Here is a 13856-nt window from a genome sequence, read left to right as displayed (position 1 = left end):
TGACGGGCGAACGGCTTCCCGTGCCGTTCGCCTTCAAAGATGCATCAGCTGGCGAAACGCCTTCACCTTGCTGCGACTCACCGGCACCTGCGCATCCATATCGCGCAGCTTCACCAGATAGGTGTTGTTAAACCACGGTTCGATCTCGCCAATCTTGCTCAGATTCACGCAGTAGGAACGGTGGCAGCGAAAGAACATCGACTCAGGCAAACGGCTGCAAAACTCGCTGATCGCCATCGACATCACATAGGCTTCGCGCCGCGTGTAGACAAACGTCAGCTTCTCATGCGCTTCAACGTAATAGATATCGTTGATATCGGTCACGATAATGCGCTCATCTTTAACTAAATTCACCGTTTGCGGCGTGCTGGCTGCCGGATTGTGCTGCTGCGCCTGCTGCTGTTGCGCGCTGGCCTCCAGCTTGTTCAGCATGGTGATGATGCGCGACTCGTGATACGGCTTGAGGATGTAGTCAAACGCCTGCAGTTCGAAGGCCTCGACCGCGTGCTCTTTCCACGCGGTGATAAACACAATCAGCGGCTTATGGATAAACTGGTTGATGTTCTGCGCCAGCAACATGCCGTCCAGCGACGGGATGTTGATATCGAGAAAAATCACGTCCACCCGATGAGTCTGCAGATACTTCAGCACTTCCAGCCCATCATCAAAGCAGGCTTCGATGCTGATCTGGCTATGCTGCTGGATCATCCAGCTTAGCTCCTGCTGCGCCAGGAATTCGTCTTCGACAATAATGGCTTTCACGCTGAGGTTTCCGCTAACGGGGTGAGCGGGCCGGACAGCCGCTGACCACTTTTGCTGAGGGTAAAGGCGATTTCCGTACCGGGCTGATGACGGGTTATGGTTAAGCCGTGGCCGGACAGCAGTTTCACCCGGTGATGCACATTCAGCAGGCCAATTTTGTTGCCCGGCATTTCGTTGCGCGCCACCCGGCTGACCACCTCTTCGCTGATGCCGGCACCGGTATCGCGCACCGCCACGCGGACGCGATCGCCCAGATCTTTCACGCTTAGCGTGACCACGCCTTTGCCGCGACAGGGCTGAATACCGTGCACGATGGCGTTCTCCACCAGCGGCTGAATCAGCAGGCTGGGCAGCGAAAAGTGCAGATCTTCGTCGATGTCGTAAATCATCGACAGCTTGTCGCCAAACCGCGCCTGCTCAATGGCGATGTAATCCTTCACCTGCCACAACTCTTTTTTGATGTCGATGAGTTCGTCATCGTTGAGTTCCAGGTTGTAACGCAGGTAGCGCGACAGGTTAATCACCAGCTGGCGCGCCGTGTCCGGATTCAGGCGAATCGATGAGGAGATGGCATTCAGCGCGTTAAACAGGAAGTGCGGGTTGATTTTGCTTTGCAGCGCGCGCAGTTCCGCTTTATTGGCCATCTCGCGTAACTGCTCGGCACGCGAGACTTCCAGCTGCGTCGAGATGATTTGCGACAGACCGACCGCCATCTCTTTCAGTGAGCCGGTAATACGATGGGCGCGGCGATAGTAGATTTTCAGCGTGCCGGTCACTTCCCCTTTTTCCCAAAGGGGAATCACCAGCATCGAGTGAATGTCTTTGGTGCGGTGTGCCTCATCATTATTCTTAATGATAATTTTTCCGCTGGCGATCGCCTGCGCGGTGGTCGGACTGATGCCGTCGTCGCCGTTGTGGTAGTTCTGCTCGCCGTAGCCGACGTAAGCCAGAATCTGTTTGGTGTTAGTGATCGCCACCGCATCGGCATGGATGTCGCTGCGAATGATGGCGCAAACTTTGCGCAGCGAGTCGCTATTAACCTGACGAAACAGCGGCAGGGTTTTGTTGGCAATCTCCAGCGCCAGTTTGGCCTGACGCGCGGCAATCGCCTCCTTTTCCCCTTCGACGCTCTGCACCAGCAGCACAATCAAACCAATGCTCGACGCGCCGAGAATCATCGGCAGCGCAATTTCCGACACGATGGTTAAACCGAGTGACATCGGTTTCGCCCACAGCACGATCAGCAGCATGGTCAGGCTTTCACACAGCATGCCGCCAAGGATGCCGGCGCGCCAGCGCTGCTCTTTGCTGACGAAGCGGTTGATGGCACCGGCGGCGATACCGGCGATGATGCTGGTAATCAGACAGGGCACCGAGGTGATGCCGTCGATATCAATCAGGAAGCGGTGCACGCCGGCAATCACACCGGTTGCAATGCCGACCCACGGCCCGAACAGAATGCCGCCTGCCATGACCGCAATCACCCGGACGTTGAGCAGTGAGCCGTCAACGTTGATGCCGGACCAGGTGCTGAACAGCGCAAACAGCGAGAAGATGGCGGTCACCACGGCTTTTTCGCCGATTGAGTGTTCATCTTTTTGCAGTAGCTGACGAAATACGCGGGTGCGGGTCAGGAAGAACAGGCAGATCAGCATCAGCGCGGCGCGGTCAAACACCGCCAGCAGCATGTCGAAATGGGAAGGCACGGTGTTCTCCGGAGCAGGCAAGGTTGCGGACATGATAAAAAATGTGATCGCGATCCGCCAGCGTCCCGGCAAGCTGCAGACGTTTCTCATAGCCTGGATCAATTTTTAAGGTGCGCGCTGCCGGTGCGCATCAATGCGCACCCTGTAAACACGTAGATGCACCGCAGGGGCGCCATTTATGGCGACCAGATATGAAGGTGCGCACTGCCGGTGCGCATCAATGCGCACCCTACAGGACCGCAGATGCACTGCAGGGGCGCCATTTATGGCGACCAGATACGAAGCGAAGATGCGCGCCGTGTAAAATTGGCCACTGACACACCGTAGGGGCGCCATTTATGGCGACCAGATCCGCCCGTAACACCCGCCCCTGAAGGGAGGCAAGGCAAATTATCCGCTATGAAACCTGAAAAGAGGAAATCCTGAGTGCCAAAAAGAGGATTGCTGAAAGCGTGCAGCGTTCACTGGTTGTCACGGATGCGGTTTGCTATGTTGCCGTAAGCACAACAGCGGAGCGTGGCCATGCAATTACTCACCCCTCGTTTGTCCCTCAGCCGGTTACAGCCGGAAGACTGGCAGATTTTCAAAGCGGTTCATGAAGATGCCGCGACCATGACCTGGGTGAGCGAGATCCCCGATGAAAACGACATCCGCCAGCGCTTTAACGAGCGGCTGGCACCGTGGCAACCCAGCAGTTTTCACATGCTGTGCCTGGTGGCGCGCCTGCGCGACAGCGGTGAAGCGATTGGTCTGTTTGGCTGCAGCGCCGAGTGGCATCCGTATCGTCAGGCCGAAGTGGGTTACATGCTGCGCCACGCCTGTACCGGTCAGGGCTACGGCAGCGAAGCGTTGCAGGCATTGTGCACGTTCCTGCTGCAGGCCGACTTCCACAAACTCAAAGCGCTGGTGATTGAGGGCAACTGGCCGTCGCGGCGCATTCTGGAAAAGAACGGTTTCGCGCTGGAAGGCACGCTGCGCGATAACTACCGCCTCAACGGTCAGTGGGTAAACGATTGGGTGTTTGGGCGCTTAAACGAAGCAGGCTAAGAAAATTTGCCGTTCCCCCTCGACAATATTGTTATCAGCGCGTTATGTTCTTGTTTCGGTCACCGCAGTGACCAGCGTCGCTCGGATGGTCCGGGCGCTAACGTAATCCAGAGGACATCATGGCTGATAACAGCACACCCCGTCGTTTCTCGCGTATTGAACGTCTGCCCCCCTATGTATTTAACATCACGGCTGAATTGAAGATGGCTGCGCGCCGGCGCGGCGAAGACATCATCGATTTCTCCATGGGCAACCCCGATGGCGCGACACCGCCGCACATCGTGGAAAAGCTCTGTCAGGTGGCACAGCGTGAAGACACGCACGGCTACTCTACCTCCAAAGGGATTCCGCGCCTGCGCCGCGCCATTTCGCGCTGGTACGCCGAGCGTTACCAGGTGGATATCGATCCGGAGTCCGAAGCCATCGTTACCATCGGCTCGAAAGAGGGCCTGGCGCACCTGATGCTGGCGACGCTTGATCACGGTGACACCGTGCTGGTGCCTAATCCCAGCTACCCGATTCACATCTACGGTGCGGTGATCGCCGGCGCGCAGGTGCGCTCGGTGCCGCTGGTTGCGGGCGTCGATTTCTTCAATGAGCTGGAACGCGCCATCCGCGAAAGCTACCCGAAACCGAAGATGATGATCCTCGGCTTTCCGTCCAACCCGACATCGCAGTGCGTGGAGCTGGACTTCTTCGAGCGCGTCATCGCGCTGGCGAAACAGTACAACGTGCTGGTCATCCACGATCTGGCCTACGCTGACATCACCTATGATGGCTGGAAAGCGCCCTCGATTATGCAGGTGCCGGGCGCGCGCGATGTGGCGGTGGAATTCTTTACCCTGTCAAAAAGCTACAACATGGCAGGCTGGCGCATCGGCTTTATGGTCGGCAACAAAGAGCTGGTGGCGGCACTGGCACGCATCAAAAGCTATCACGACTACGGCACCTTCACACCGCTGCAGGTGGCGGCGATTGCGGCACTGGAGGGCGATCAGCAGTGCGTGCGTGATATCGCCGAGCAGTATAAACGCCGGCGCGATGTACTGGTGAAAGGGCTGCATGAGGCGGGCTGGATGGTCGATCTGCCGAAAGCGTCCATGTACGTCTGGGCGAAAATCCCCGACCATTACGCGCATCTGGGCTCGCTCGAATTCGCCAAACGGCTGCTGCAGGAGGCGAAAGTGTGCGTCTCGCCGGGCATTGGCTTTGGTGACTACGGCGATACCCACGTGCGTTTTGCCCTGATTGAAAACAGCGATCGTATTCGTCAGGCGGTGCGTGGCATTAAAGCGATGTTCCGCGCCGACGGTATTTTGCCGGGAACGGTAAAAGCGGTGGAAGAAGCAGAGTAACTACAAATCGGGGCGACTGAGCGGTCGCCCCGGCTGGCGTCTTTACAGCATCAGCACGAAGGTGCCGACCCAAAGTAAGACGAAGAAAGAGATTCCCATCAAGGCGTATTTCACAAAACAACTCCTCTGAGCGGTTACAATGATGGCGATCCCAAACCAGCGTAACCCGAACAGAATAAGAGAAAGGTGGAGTTCATCATCGCTACACGCTTTCTACTCAGGTCGCTCCGGGCTGCCCCGAAACAGGATCGAGCGCTAATTTACGCGGAATCGATCCGAAAATAAATAGGTCACTTCTGAGAAGTTGCTCACATTTTCATCGGGTCTCAATCTGCGGAATCGCCGACATGCCGACACGTAATTGCGCCAGATCGCTCTGATGCGGATCCAGCACAATTTTCACCGGCAAACGTTGAACCACTTTAGTGTAGTTGCCGGTGGCGTTATCGGGGGCAATCGCGGAAAACGTGGCGCCGGTAGCGGGCGCAATACTGTCAACGTGACCGGTGAAGGTCTTGCCGGGCAATGCATCAATCTTCACCACCACTCTCTGGCCCGGGCGCACATCCGCCAGCTGCGTCTCCAGATAATTGGCGGTGATGTAAGTCTGCTGTAGCGGCACCACGGCCAGCAGACGCGTACCCGCGCTGACCCAGGCTCCCACGCGCACCGAACGCTGACCCACCATGCCATCCACCGGCGCAATAATACGCGTATAAGAGAGATTCAACCCGGCCTGGTCGACGCTGGCCTGCGCCGCCGCGACATCAGCCTCCGCCTGACGCAGCGCGGCCTCAAGCACCTTCACCTGCTGTTGGGCCGCCGCCAGCGCTGCTGCGCTCTGGCGCACCGTGGCGGCGGCGGAACGCTGGGTTGAGCTGGCTTTCTGCTGATCGTCAGCGGCTATGGTGCCGCTCTTGTACAGCTGGTTGTAGCGCGCCGCGCTCTGCCCGGCATACTGCGCCGATGCCTGACTGGCGGCCAGCGTGGCGCGGGCCTCGGCAATGGTGGACTGCTGCTGGTCGAGCTGCGCCTGCGCGCTCAGCCGTTTGGCGTCGCTGACCTGCAAATTCGCCCGCGCGGTCTCCAGCGCCACGCGATAGTCGCGGTCGTCGAGCGTCGCCAGCACGTCACCAGCCCGCACGCGCTGGTTATCCTGCACGTTGACGTGGGCGATATAGCCGGACACCTTCGGGGCCACCAGCGTGTAATCGGCATTCACCCAGGCATCATCAGTGCGATGGTCGTTGCCGGTCATGGCTGACCACAGCCAGAACGCCATCGCCAGCAAAACCAGCAGCAGGGCGCTCAGCAAGATTGTTCGTTTCATAGCAAAAGCGTGCATAACAGTTATTCCGGAGTTTTGGTAACAGGTTGAATCAGGGTTTGCGGTGGCCAGACGCGTTTCGCCAGGCACAGCGTCAGCACTAACAGCCCGGCAGCGAAGGCGATCAGCATCAGATACGCATCGCTCAGGCTCAGCACCATGGCCTGATGCTTCAGCAGGGTGGCGAAGCCGCTGAGATTGGCCGCGCTGCTGGCGCTGCCGTCGGCCAACAGCGGCAGGCTGCTGCTGGCGCTGCCGTCGGCCAACAGCGGCAGGCTGCTGCTGGCCTGCTGGCTATCCGCTGCGGTCATCAGCCAGCTGCGACTGGCAGCCTGATCGACCAGCACGCTGGAGTGAAACTGCTCACGATGGCTGATAAACCACTCCACCAGCGTGCTGGCGGCAATGCTGGCAAAGCCGCGTACGGTATTGAACATGGCGGAGGCGAACGGCCCTTCCGGCGGCGCGACCACGCTGGTGGCGCTCATCAGCACCGGCAGAATCACCATCGGCTGACCAAACGCCTGCAAGATCTGCATCAGCCAGAAGTTTTGCCGCGCCCAGTCGGTGGTGATCTGCATGCCGAGCAGGCAGGCGGTCGCCAGCAGCAGCACACCGGCGCTCAGCACCCAGCGGCAGTCAATCCAGCGGATATTCAGCAGGCTGGCGACCAGCGGTGCAATCAGCAACTGCGGCAGGCCGATGGTCAACGCCAGCGGCGCGAACTGCAGCGTGCGAAACCCCTCCACCTGACCAAAATAGGCCGACGGCAGCGCCGAACCGGACAGCGCCAGAATCAGTACACCCGCCAGCGCCAGCAAACCGTGCGACAAATTACGCCGGCGCAGCATCTGCAACTTAAACAGCGGCAGCGGGTGAAACCATTCATTAATAAAGAACACAATCAGCAACGCCAGCGCGCTGAATAATAGGGCGACAAACAGCGGCGAGCTGAGCCAGTCGAGACGCTCACCCTGCGTCAGCGCCAGAATCAGCAGCGCCATGCCCGAGCAGCCGCTCAGCATGCCGAACAGGTCAATCTGTTTAAATCGCTCAGTGCGCAGCGGATCCTGCGGCAGACCCCAGCCGATCAGCAGCATGGCGATCAGCATGGCCGGCACCACCTGCCAGAACACAAACATCCAGCTGACGTCATCGGTCCAGAACGCCGCCAGCGACGCCGCCAGATTCGGGCCAAACGTGGCGGTGAGGGCGTAAGCACTCAGCCCATAAAGTTTGATCGGCGGTGGCAGAAAGCGCAGCGCCACCGTCATCAGCAGCGGCGGCAGGGCGCCGCCAAACAGTCCCTGCACCACGCGCAGCGCAATAAATAGCGGGGCCGTGGGCATAAAGGGCAGCAGGACACCGCACATCATGAAACCGGCCGACACCGCCAGCGCGAAGCGGCGCAGCGAAAAGGTGACGGCGAACCACGGTGCAATCATCATCGCGGCGACTTCCGCTGCCTGATAAGCCGAAATAATCCAGCTGCCGTCATCGTAGCTAATGCCGACTGCGGCACGGATATCGGCCAGCGCGATGTCGGTAACGCGATCGTTTAATCCGGAGGTCAGTGCGGCGATCAGCACCCCCACCAGCCCCAGCGCGAGGCGCAGGGTAAAAGGATGCGGTGCCGGTGCCGCGACGGGCTGGGCATTCATAGCAGGTGTCTCGTTATTGGTTGATGCGGTGTATTGCGATGTGATACAGCTCGCATCTTACATTTCGATATGGTGTATTGCAATGTGATACAGGGTGTAAAAGTGCGATCGTTCGCGCTAAAGTAGGGCAGGCCAAAAAGGAACGTATCATGGTAGAACCTCCCTCAAGCCGTGAGGATGAAAAAGCGGGTGGCATTCAGGTCATTGCGCGTGCGGCAAAAATTTTAAATGCGCTCGGTGAGCATCCGGGCGGCATGAGTCTGGGTGAAATTGCGCAGGTGGTCGATCTGCCGCGCTCGACGGTGCAGCGCATCGTGGCGGCGCTGGATAGCGCGCAGCTGGTGCGCAGCGGCGGGGCAGGCGGACTGCGCCTCGGTCCGGCGTTGCTGAAGCTGATCTCCAGCGTGCACAGTGACGTGGTGGAAATTGTCCGGCCGTTCCTCGAACAACTCTCGGCGGAAATCAATGAAACGGTATCGCTGGCGCGAGCCAGCGGGACGCAGCTGGCGATTGTCCATTACGTGGTGGCGACGCGTGAGCTGCGCGTGGTGCCACACATCGGCCTGAATCTGCCACTCTACAGTACGTCCGGTGGCCGGGCGCTGCTGGCGCTGGAGAGCGACGAAGATGTGCGGGTAATGGTCGGCGAAGCCTATGCGGAACTGACGGAAATGACGGTAAAAACGCTGCCGCAGTTGCTGACGCTGATTGCGGAGGTGCGCGCCAGCGGACTGGCTATCGATCGCGGCGAAACGCTGGAGGGCATTTCCACCATGGCGGTCGCGATTGATACGCTGTTCGGGCGCTTCTCGATCTCACTGCTGGTGCCGACCGCACGTTTTCACCGCCAGGAAGCGCATTACCGGACAGCGCTGATAAAGTGTAAAGAGGCGCTGATTCGCGAAATTGGCAAAATAACTGCTGCGGAAGGATAACCGACTGATGAAAACCTTGCTGATGGCCATTGATAACTCACCGGTGGCGGAAAAAGTGATCGCCCTGACCATTGAACAGGCGCTGGCGCAACAGGCGCAGGTCACCGTGCTGTGCTGTGTCGATCCGGCTTATTCGTCGTGCAATCAGCCGATTGAGATCGACGCCGGGGAAGACCCGGACGATTTTGTCGTGGCGCAGGATGAACAAAACACGGCTGAAATGGTGGTACGCCATGCGCTGGCACCGCTGCTGCGCGCTGGCATTGACGCACGCGGGCTGATTCTGGCCGGTGAAGCGGCAGAAACCATTGTGGCGCAGTCTGAGGCGTTGCACGCCAGTATGATTATAATGGGCCGTCGTCACCTGTCGCCGCTCAACCGTCTGCTGAAAGGCTCGGTAAGCGCAGCAGTGATTGAACGCGCCAGCTGTCCGGTTTTAATTGACGTTCGCAAGGATTAATGTCGCTCCATGTTCTCGCTTTTCCCGCTCACGCTGGCCGCTTTTGTGCTGCTGGCGATCATCATCGTGATACTGCTGCGCACCACCGCGTTGCGCGTCTGGCAGGGTGTCCTGCTGTTTTTGCTGCCTGTGCTGCTGGCTAATCTGCTGTGGTTTAGCTGGCTGCATCCGCGTCAGGAGCGCGAGGCGCTGGCGGCGCAGGTGGCTATCCAACTGAGCGACGCGCCGGGTTATCGCGTGCTGAAAGTGCAGGAGCCGGCGCTGTGGCAACTGCTCAATCGCGAGTTGCAGCACAAGCTGGCAGAGGGCGTACCTGCGGAGCAGGCGCTGGGCGATATGCGCGGCTGGCTGATGGATTTGGTGAATCAGCGCATGGCGCGCGCCAGCGATGCGGCGATCATCAACTACATCCGCGTTTCGGTGCAGGAGATGCAGGCGCTGCAGCAGCAGGATACGCAGCGCTGCTTCCGTTTCCTCTATCCGCAGGTCAGCGGTGGCGTCAATCTGCAACAGGTGCTGTCGCCGGAGCTTAATCAGCGCGATGGTGAAGCGCTCGAGGCACTGTTGCAAAACAGTACCGGCGATGAGCTGGCGGTGGATCAGCCTCAGGCGCAGCGCGATCTGCAGCGCGTGGTGGAAAAACTGTATGGCAAGTGGGGCGATAAGCTGCAGCAGCTGAATATGCCGGCGGATACGGCGGTGGATCGCGGCACGATGTGCGCGATGTCGATTGATCTTTACAGCGGAATTCTCGCATTGCCGGACAAACAAGCGGCCAATCTTTTGCGTAAGATGGTCAGCCTTACCGGATAACGGGCGAAAAAAAGCCCGCTCAGCACGGGCATAAAGGTCACTTTCAGTATGTCTTTTTGTGGGTATCACCTGGTGTGGTGCAGACTTCGTTTTGTCTGAAGTCATCTTCTCACTGCTGATGTGATAAGGAAAACCGTTTGGTTTTATTGATTTGATTGGCGAAAGCTTTGCATTAATCGGACATTTCGCGTCTTTTTCCTATAGAGGCGTGTGGCGTTGCCTTTTACACTGCAACGTCTGATGAGGACACCCTAATGAATAAAATGCTTATTAGCGCGTTAGCGCTTTTTATGCTGGCCGGCTGTAGTGTCAGCAAACCCGGGGGTTTTGAGCGCGTAGATGAAGATGCCCGTTCAAATACCGTACAGTATCGTTACGATCCACAGAAGCTGGATAAAGATGCGCTGGAACTTGATCTGGCGAATTACTGTAACCAGCGCGGCTTCGATAAAGTCGAATCGCTTCCGGCGCAGGACAGCAATTTGCCTGGCCTGAAGAAAGTCTGGTATCAATGTAATTACGCGGTGAAAAGCTAAAAAATAAGGGCGGGATTGATTCCCGCCCTTTCTTTATTCATTTTTTATTATGTGCTGTGTGTGCTTTGCCCAATTACCAGTGACGATAGCCGCCATGGCCGTGATGCCAGCCGCCGCCGTGCCCGTGGCCCCAGCCGGGACCGCGTCCATGGTCGTGCTCGATAATACACCCGCTTAGCATGGTCATAATCGCCACCACCGAAGCGACTTTTATTAACTTCTTCATGGAGAGTCCTCCTCTTTTCCAATGAGGCCAGATTAACCGGGAAAAGTGGAGTGAAGATGCAGTGAATGTAGAGTTATTTCCGTAATTATTACCAGATATGTCAATTAAAAGCTAAAAGTGACAGGGCGGGAAATAAACCAATCGGAATAAGCTGAATAGCGCCTGATAATAACCCGATTACTCTGAAATGCAAGGTTAAATAACAGTCATTCTCAACGCGTGATCAATTCTGTGGTCATCAGTAAAAAGCCTGCCGTGCAATTACACGGCAGGGTGGTGAATTAATTATGCAGTACCGGCGAGGCCAGGTTTTGACGATTTGGCAGACGGATACTGAGCGACAGCACCAGCGAGATCACCAGCAGTGTCATAATCAGACTGAAGGTCACGGTGAAGCCGCCGAACACCGAAGCCACCAGCGAGCCAAGCACGCTACCGATGCCGAAGCCGAGATAGATCAGGCCATAGTTTTTGGTCAGGTTGTTGAGGCCGAAGAAATCGCTGACCAGTGACGGAAAGACGGTGATGGTGCCGCCAAAGCTGAACGCCACGCAGGCCAGCGACAGGAAGAAGGTGGTTTCATTCATGTGGGTGAACAGCAGGATGCTCATGCCGCTCAGCGAAACCAGCTGTGCCAGCGAAATGACCCGGATGCGCGCCATTTTGTCCGACAGCACGCCGAGAATCAGTCGTCCGCTCAGGTTTGCAATGGCAATTATCGTCACCGCATTGGCCGCCGTTTGCGTACTCAGGTGCACCAGGCCTTCACCAATGTCTTTCGCGACGCCAATCACATACAAACCACTCATGCAGGCCGTCAGGAACATCAGTGCCAGCATCCAGTACTGCGGCAGGCGCACCGACTGCGCCAGCGTGAACTCCTGTGCCGCCTGCTGCTGACGTGAACCGGCCTGCTGTAGCGGCGCATCGCGCATCATCAGGGCCCCGGCAATAATCATCGTCATCGCCAGCACACCCCAAATCACAAAGGTATTTTCCAGCCCCTGAGTGCTAAGCAGTGCGCCACAGATGAATTTAAAGCCGAGACTGCCGAGGCCGTAAGCGCCGATCGAACAGGCCGAAATCAGCCCTTTGCGCTCCGGAAACCACTTCACGCAGTTAGAGAGCGTCATCAGATAACCCGCACCATCGGCCAGCCCGACCAGAATGCCGGCGCTCAGGTACAGCATCATCAGGTTGTCAGCATGGGCGGTCAGCCAGAAGCCAATCGCCATCAGAATGCCTGCACCGATAGTGACGTTGCGCACGCCAAAGCGCTCCTGCAGCTTGCCGGCCAGCGAGGAGGCAATCGCCAGACCGAGGCTGAGCAGACCAAAGGAAAAAGCCACCTGGCTGACCGGCGCATCCAGTTTCTGTGCCAGCTGGCCATTAAACAGGCTCCAGGTATAAACCGAGCCGAGCGCGAACTGGGTAATGATGGTGCCTGCGAGGGTAAGGATACGGACACGCTGATGATTAGGGGTAACGGCTGTTGTCATTTTTCTCTCTCCCATCCGGGAATACGGAATCTGCAGCGATAATAAGCCTCACGCGGGCGCGGGTGGTGCGGACGGGCGTGAACGGAGCGGGAGACGGAATGAAATGCTGTGAAAACGGTATGAATGGCATTGCGCCTTTGCTTAAGCGCAGCGCGGATGTCGTCACATGAACAGGCATTGCGACAGGTGAGCATGTGTAACAGGGTGTTTTAAGCGCAGCATCTGCGCGGCAAAACGCAGGAACTTTGCCAGGCTTAAAGTTCATTCAACAGGAGGAAATATGAAAGACCGGGCATATGAATCCGTATCCAGCGGGGATGAGGTTTGCTGCATCATCGGTCAGGCGGTTATCGAGTTAAGCGATGAACAGCAGCCTGTGACCAGGTCCACCCTGTCGCTGAAATTACTGGCGATGGCCGACCGCGACAGAGATGATGAACGCGTTCTGCTTTACTGGATTGCCAGAAAAGCCATTAACCAACCTCACCAGCTCAACATCGGCGTCGGGGGCTGGCGCTAGAGGAGTGACAGAGCGGGCGTCATGCCCGCTCTTGCTTCACGCCAGACGTAACCGGCGATGAGACGGCCAGCGCACGAACATCACCATGTTCCCTGCCAGAATCATCACCAGCCCGACGATAGCATTGCTATGCCACTGATAGCCTTCATACAGCGTCGAAAGCGTCAGTGCCACCAGCGGAAACAGCAGGGTGCTGTAAGCCGCCTGACTGGCACCGATGCGCCCCACCAGCGTGAAGTAGGCACCAAAGCCCAGCACCGAGCCAAACAAAGCCAGATAACTCATTGCCCCCAGCCACTGCAGATTGAGTGCCGGTGCCAGCGCGTCGCCATTCACCAGCGCCAGCACGGCCATGATCAGCGCACCGTACAGCATGGCGTAGCTGTTGGTGGTCAGCACGTCGCGCTGACGACGCTGATGGCGGGTAGAAATCATATTGCCAAAGGAGAAACCGAGCGTGCCCAGCGCGCTCAGTCCCACGCCCCACAGCAGCTGCGGCGCAAAATGGGCTGACTGAATATCCTGCCAGAACAACGCAACAATCCCGCCTAGACCCAGCGCGGCGGCGGGCAGCAGGCGGAAAGGCGGACGCTGGCGGAAAAAGATCCAGCTGTTGAGCGCGTTATACAGCACCGCCATCGAAAAAATCACCGACTCCAGTCCGGTGCTGATCATCGCTGCCGCATGGTAAAAGCAGACAAAATTAAAACCAAATACGCAGCCGCCCTGTAACAGACAAAACAGGTGGTCACGCGCATCCAGCGTACGCAGACGTTTCAGCAGCCGGAGAAGCACCAGCATGGTCAACGAGGCGAACAGGAAGCGCCAGAATACCGCCACCAGTACCGGCGTATCGGCGGCCTGCTGCTGCAGAAAAATCGCAATCCAGGTGGTGCCCCAAATCAGCACCACCGCGAGGTATAACATCAGGTTCATCAGAAACTCTCCGGCGGAATCAGGCTCGCAGTGTGCCTGAGTGACAGGAGCGCGGCTTGCATGGCTTTGCGCA

Annotated in this window: 15 protein-coding genes; 7 read left to right on the top strand and 8 right to left on the bottom strand. The window is 57.8% G+C overall.

Annotated features, from left to right (window positions below; genetic code table 11):
* Positions 1 to 33 precede the first annotated feature (33 nt).
* A complete protein-coding gene (locus KOL70_RS09370; RefSeq protein WP_058781786.1) occupies positions 34 to 762 on the bottom strand; it encodes a LytTR family DNA-binding domain-containing protein in 729 nt (242 codons plus the stop codon).
* Positions 759 to 2450, bottom strand: a complete 1692-nt coding sequence (locus KOL70_RS09365; protein WP_305798613.1) for a sensor histidine kinase — start codon at positions 2448 to 2450, stop codon at positions 759 to 761. Before KOL70_RS09365 ends, KOL70_RS09370 begins: the two co-directional genes overlap by 4 nt.
* 540 nt (positions 2451 to 2990) lie before the next feature.
* Between KOL70_RS09365 and KOL70_RS09360 the strand changes: the two genes are divergently transcribed.
* Entirely contained in the window at positions 2991 to 3515 is a 525-nt protein-coding gene (locus KOL70_RS09360) for a GNAT family N-acetyltransferase (protein ID WP_031280018.1), read from the top strand.
* 119 nt (positions 3516 to 3634) lie between these two features.
* Positions 3635 to 4870: an alanine transaminase gene (gene alaC / locus KOL70_RS09355; RefSeq protein ID WP_059012156.1), complete on the top strand. Its 1236-nt coding sequence runs from the start codon at positions 3635 to 3637 to the stop codon at positions 4868 to 4870.
* A gap of 42 nt (positions 4871 to 4912) precedes the next feature.
* On the opposite strand, the gene ypdK is transcribed toward alaC, so the two are convergent.
* The 3 genes from ypdK to KOL70_RS09340 form a co-directional block, all read right to left on the bottom strand.
* Positions 4913 to 4984 (bottom strand): membrane protein YpdK, encoded by a 72-nt coding sequence (ypdK, locus tag KOL70_RS09350; protein ID WP_006120362.1) that lies wholly within the window; start codon positions 4982 to 4984, stop codon positions 4913 to 4915.
* Between the two features lie 202 nt (positions 4985 to 5186).
* Positions 5187 to 6215: an HlyD family secretion protein gene (locus tag KOL70_RS09345; RefSeq protein ID WP_125311816.1), complete on the bottom strand. Its 1029-nt coding sequence runs from the start codon at positions 6213 to 6215 to the stop codon at positions 5187 to 5189.
* A 5-nt stretch (positions 6216 to 6220) separates the two neighbouring features.
* Complete coding sequence (locus KOL70_RS09340) at positions 6221 to 7858, bottom strand: MFS transporter (RefSeq protein WP_215480567.1); 1638 nt, start codon at positions 7856 to 7858, stop codon at positions 6221 to 6223.
* A 149-nt stretch (positions 7859 to 8007) separates the two neighbouring features.
* Between KOL70_RS09340 and KOL70_RS09335 the strand changes: the two genes are divergently transcribed.
* From KOL70_RS09335 to KOL70_RS09320, 4 genes are all read left to right on the top strand, one after another.
* On the top strand, positions 8008 to 8793 hold the full coding sequence (locus KOL70_RS09335) for an IclR family transcriptional regulator (protein ID WP_021509102.1): 786 nt from the start codon (positions 8008 to 8010) through the stop codon (positions 8791 to 8793).
* 7 nt (positions 8794 to 8800) lie between these two features.
* Entirely contained in the window at positions 8801 to 9253 is a 453-nt protein-coding gene (locus KOL70_RS09330; protein WP_058758371.1) for a universal stress protein, read from the top strand.
* Positions 9254 to 9262: 9 nt separating this feature from the next.
* The gene (locus KOL70_RS09325; protein WP_125311820.1) at positions 9263 to 10066 is read left to right on the top strand and encodes a hypothetical protein; all 804 of its coding nucleotides are present in this window, start codon (positions 9263 to 9265) and stop codon (positions 10064 to 10066) included.
* 254 nt (positions 10067 to 10320) lie between these two features.
* The gene (locus KOL70_RS09320; RefSeq protein ID WP_021509105.1) at positions 10321 to 10602 is read left to right on the top strand and encodes a membrane lipoprotein lipid attachment site-containing protein; all 282 of its coding nucleotides are present in this window, start codon (positions 10321 to 10323) and stop codon (positions 10600 to 10602) included.
* Between the two features lie 73 nt (positions 10603 to 10675).
* Here the strand turns inward: KOL70_RS09320 and KOL70_RS09315 are convergent, their stop codons facing one another.
* Positions 10676 to 10828 (bottom strand): hypothetical protein, encoded by a 153-nt coding sequence (locus tag KOL70_RS09315; RefSeq protein WP_166711810.1) that lies wholly within the window; start codon positions 10826 to 10828, stop codon positions 10676 to 10678.
* A gap of 281 nt (positions 10829 to 11109) precedes the next feature.
* A complete protein-coding gene (locus KOL70_RS09310; RefSeq protein WP_215480566.1) occupies positions 11110 to 12327 on the bottom strand; it encodes an MFS transporter in 1218 nt (405 codons plus the stop codon).
* Between the two features lie 280 nt (positions 12328 to 12607).
* Here KOL70_RS09310 and KOL70_RS09305 point away from each other — a divergent pair, with 280 nt between their 5' ends.
* Positions 12608 to 12847: a hypothetical protein gene (locus KOL70_RS09305; RefSeq protein ID WP_021313687.1), complete on the top strand. Its 240-nt coding sequence runs from the start codon at positions 12608 to 12610 to the stop codon at positions 12845 to 12847.
* Between the two features lie 36 nt (positions 12848 to 12883).
* On the opposite strand, the gene KOL70_RS09300 is transcribed toward KOL70_RS09305, so the two are convergent.
* Positions 12884 to 13783: a DMT family transporter gene (locus KOL70_RS09300; RefSeq protein ID WP_215480565.1), complete on the bottom strand. Its 900-nt coding sequence runs from the start codon at positions 13781 to 13783 to the stop codon at positions 12884 to 12886.
* Positions 13784 to 13856 lie beyond the last annotated feature (73 nt).

This window comes from Pantoea sp. B270 (genome assembly GCF_018726825.1).
GTDB lineage: Bacteria > Pseudomonadota > Gammaproteobacteria > Enterobacterales > Enterobacteriaceae > Pantoea > Pantoea dispersa.
The sequence above is the reverse complement of the archived record's forward strand: the minus strand, read 5'-3'. Positions and strand labels throughout refer to the sequence as shown.

Coding starts and splice junctions, on each gene's coding strand:
- KOL70_RS09330 (WP_058758371.1), top strand. CDS start 8,801: ATGAAAACCTTGCTGATGGCCATTGATAACTCACCGGTGGCGGAAAAA.
- KOL70_RS09335 (WP_021509102.1), top strand. CDS start 8,008: ATGGTAGAACCTCCCTCAAGCCGTGAGGATGAAAAAGCGGGTGGCATT.
- KOL70_RS09300 (WP_215480565.1), bottom strand. CDS start 13,783: ATGAACCTGATGTTATACCTCGCGGTGGTGCTGATTTGGGGCACCACC.
- KOL70_RS09340 (WP_215480567.1), bottom strand. CDS start 7,858: ATGAATGCCCAGCCCGTCGCGGCACCGGCACCGCATCCTTTTACCCTG.
- KOL70_RS09310 (WP_215480566.1), bottom strand. CDS start 12,327: ATGACAACAGCCGTTACCCCTAATCATCAGCGTGTCCGTATCCTTACC.
- KOL70_RS09305 (WP_021313687.1), top strand. CDS start 12,608: ATGAAAGACCGGGCATATGAATCCGTATCCAGCGGGGATGAGGTTTGC.
- alaC (WP_059012156.1), top strand. CDS start 3,635: ATGGCTGATAACAGCACACCCCGTCGTTTCTCGCGTATTGAACGTCTG.
- KOL70_RS09360 (WP_031280018.1), top strand. CDS start 2,991: ATGCAATTACTCACCCCTCGTTTGTCCCTCAGCCGGTTACAGCCGGAA.
- KOL70_RS09365 (WP_305798613.1), bottom strand. CDS start 2,450: ATGCTGCTGGCGGTGTTTGACCGCGCCGCGCTGATGCTGATCTGCCTG.
- KOL70_RS09315 (WP_166711810.1), bottom strand. CDS start 10,828: ATGAAGAAGTTAATAAAAGTCGCTTCGGTGGTGGCGATTATGACCATG.
- KOL70_RS09345 (WP_125311816.1), bottom strand. CDS start 6,215: ATGCACGCTTTTGCTATGAAACGAACAATCTTGCTGAGCGCCCTGCTG.
- KOL70_RS09325 (WP_125311820.1), top strand. CDS start 9,263: ATGTTCTCGCTTTTCCCGCTCACGCTGGCCGCTTTTGTGCTGCTGGCG.
- KOL70_RS09320 (WP_021509105.1), top strand. CDS start 10,321: ATGAATAAAATGCTTATTAGCGCGTTAGCGCTTTTTATGCTGGCCGGC.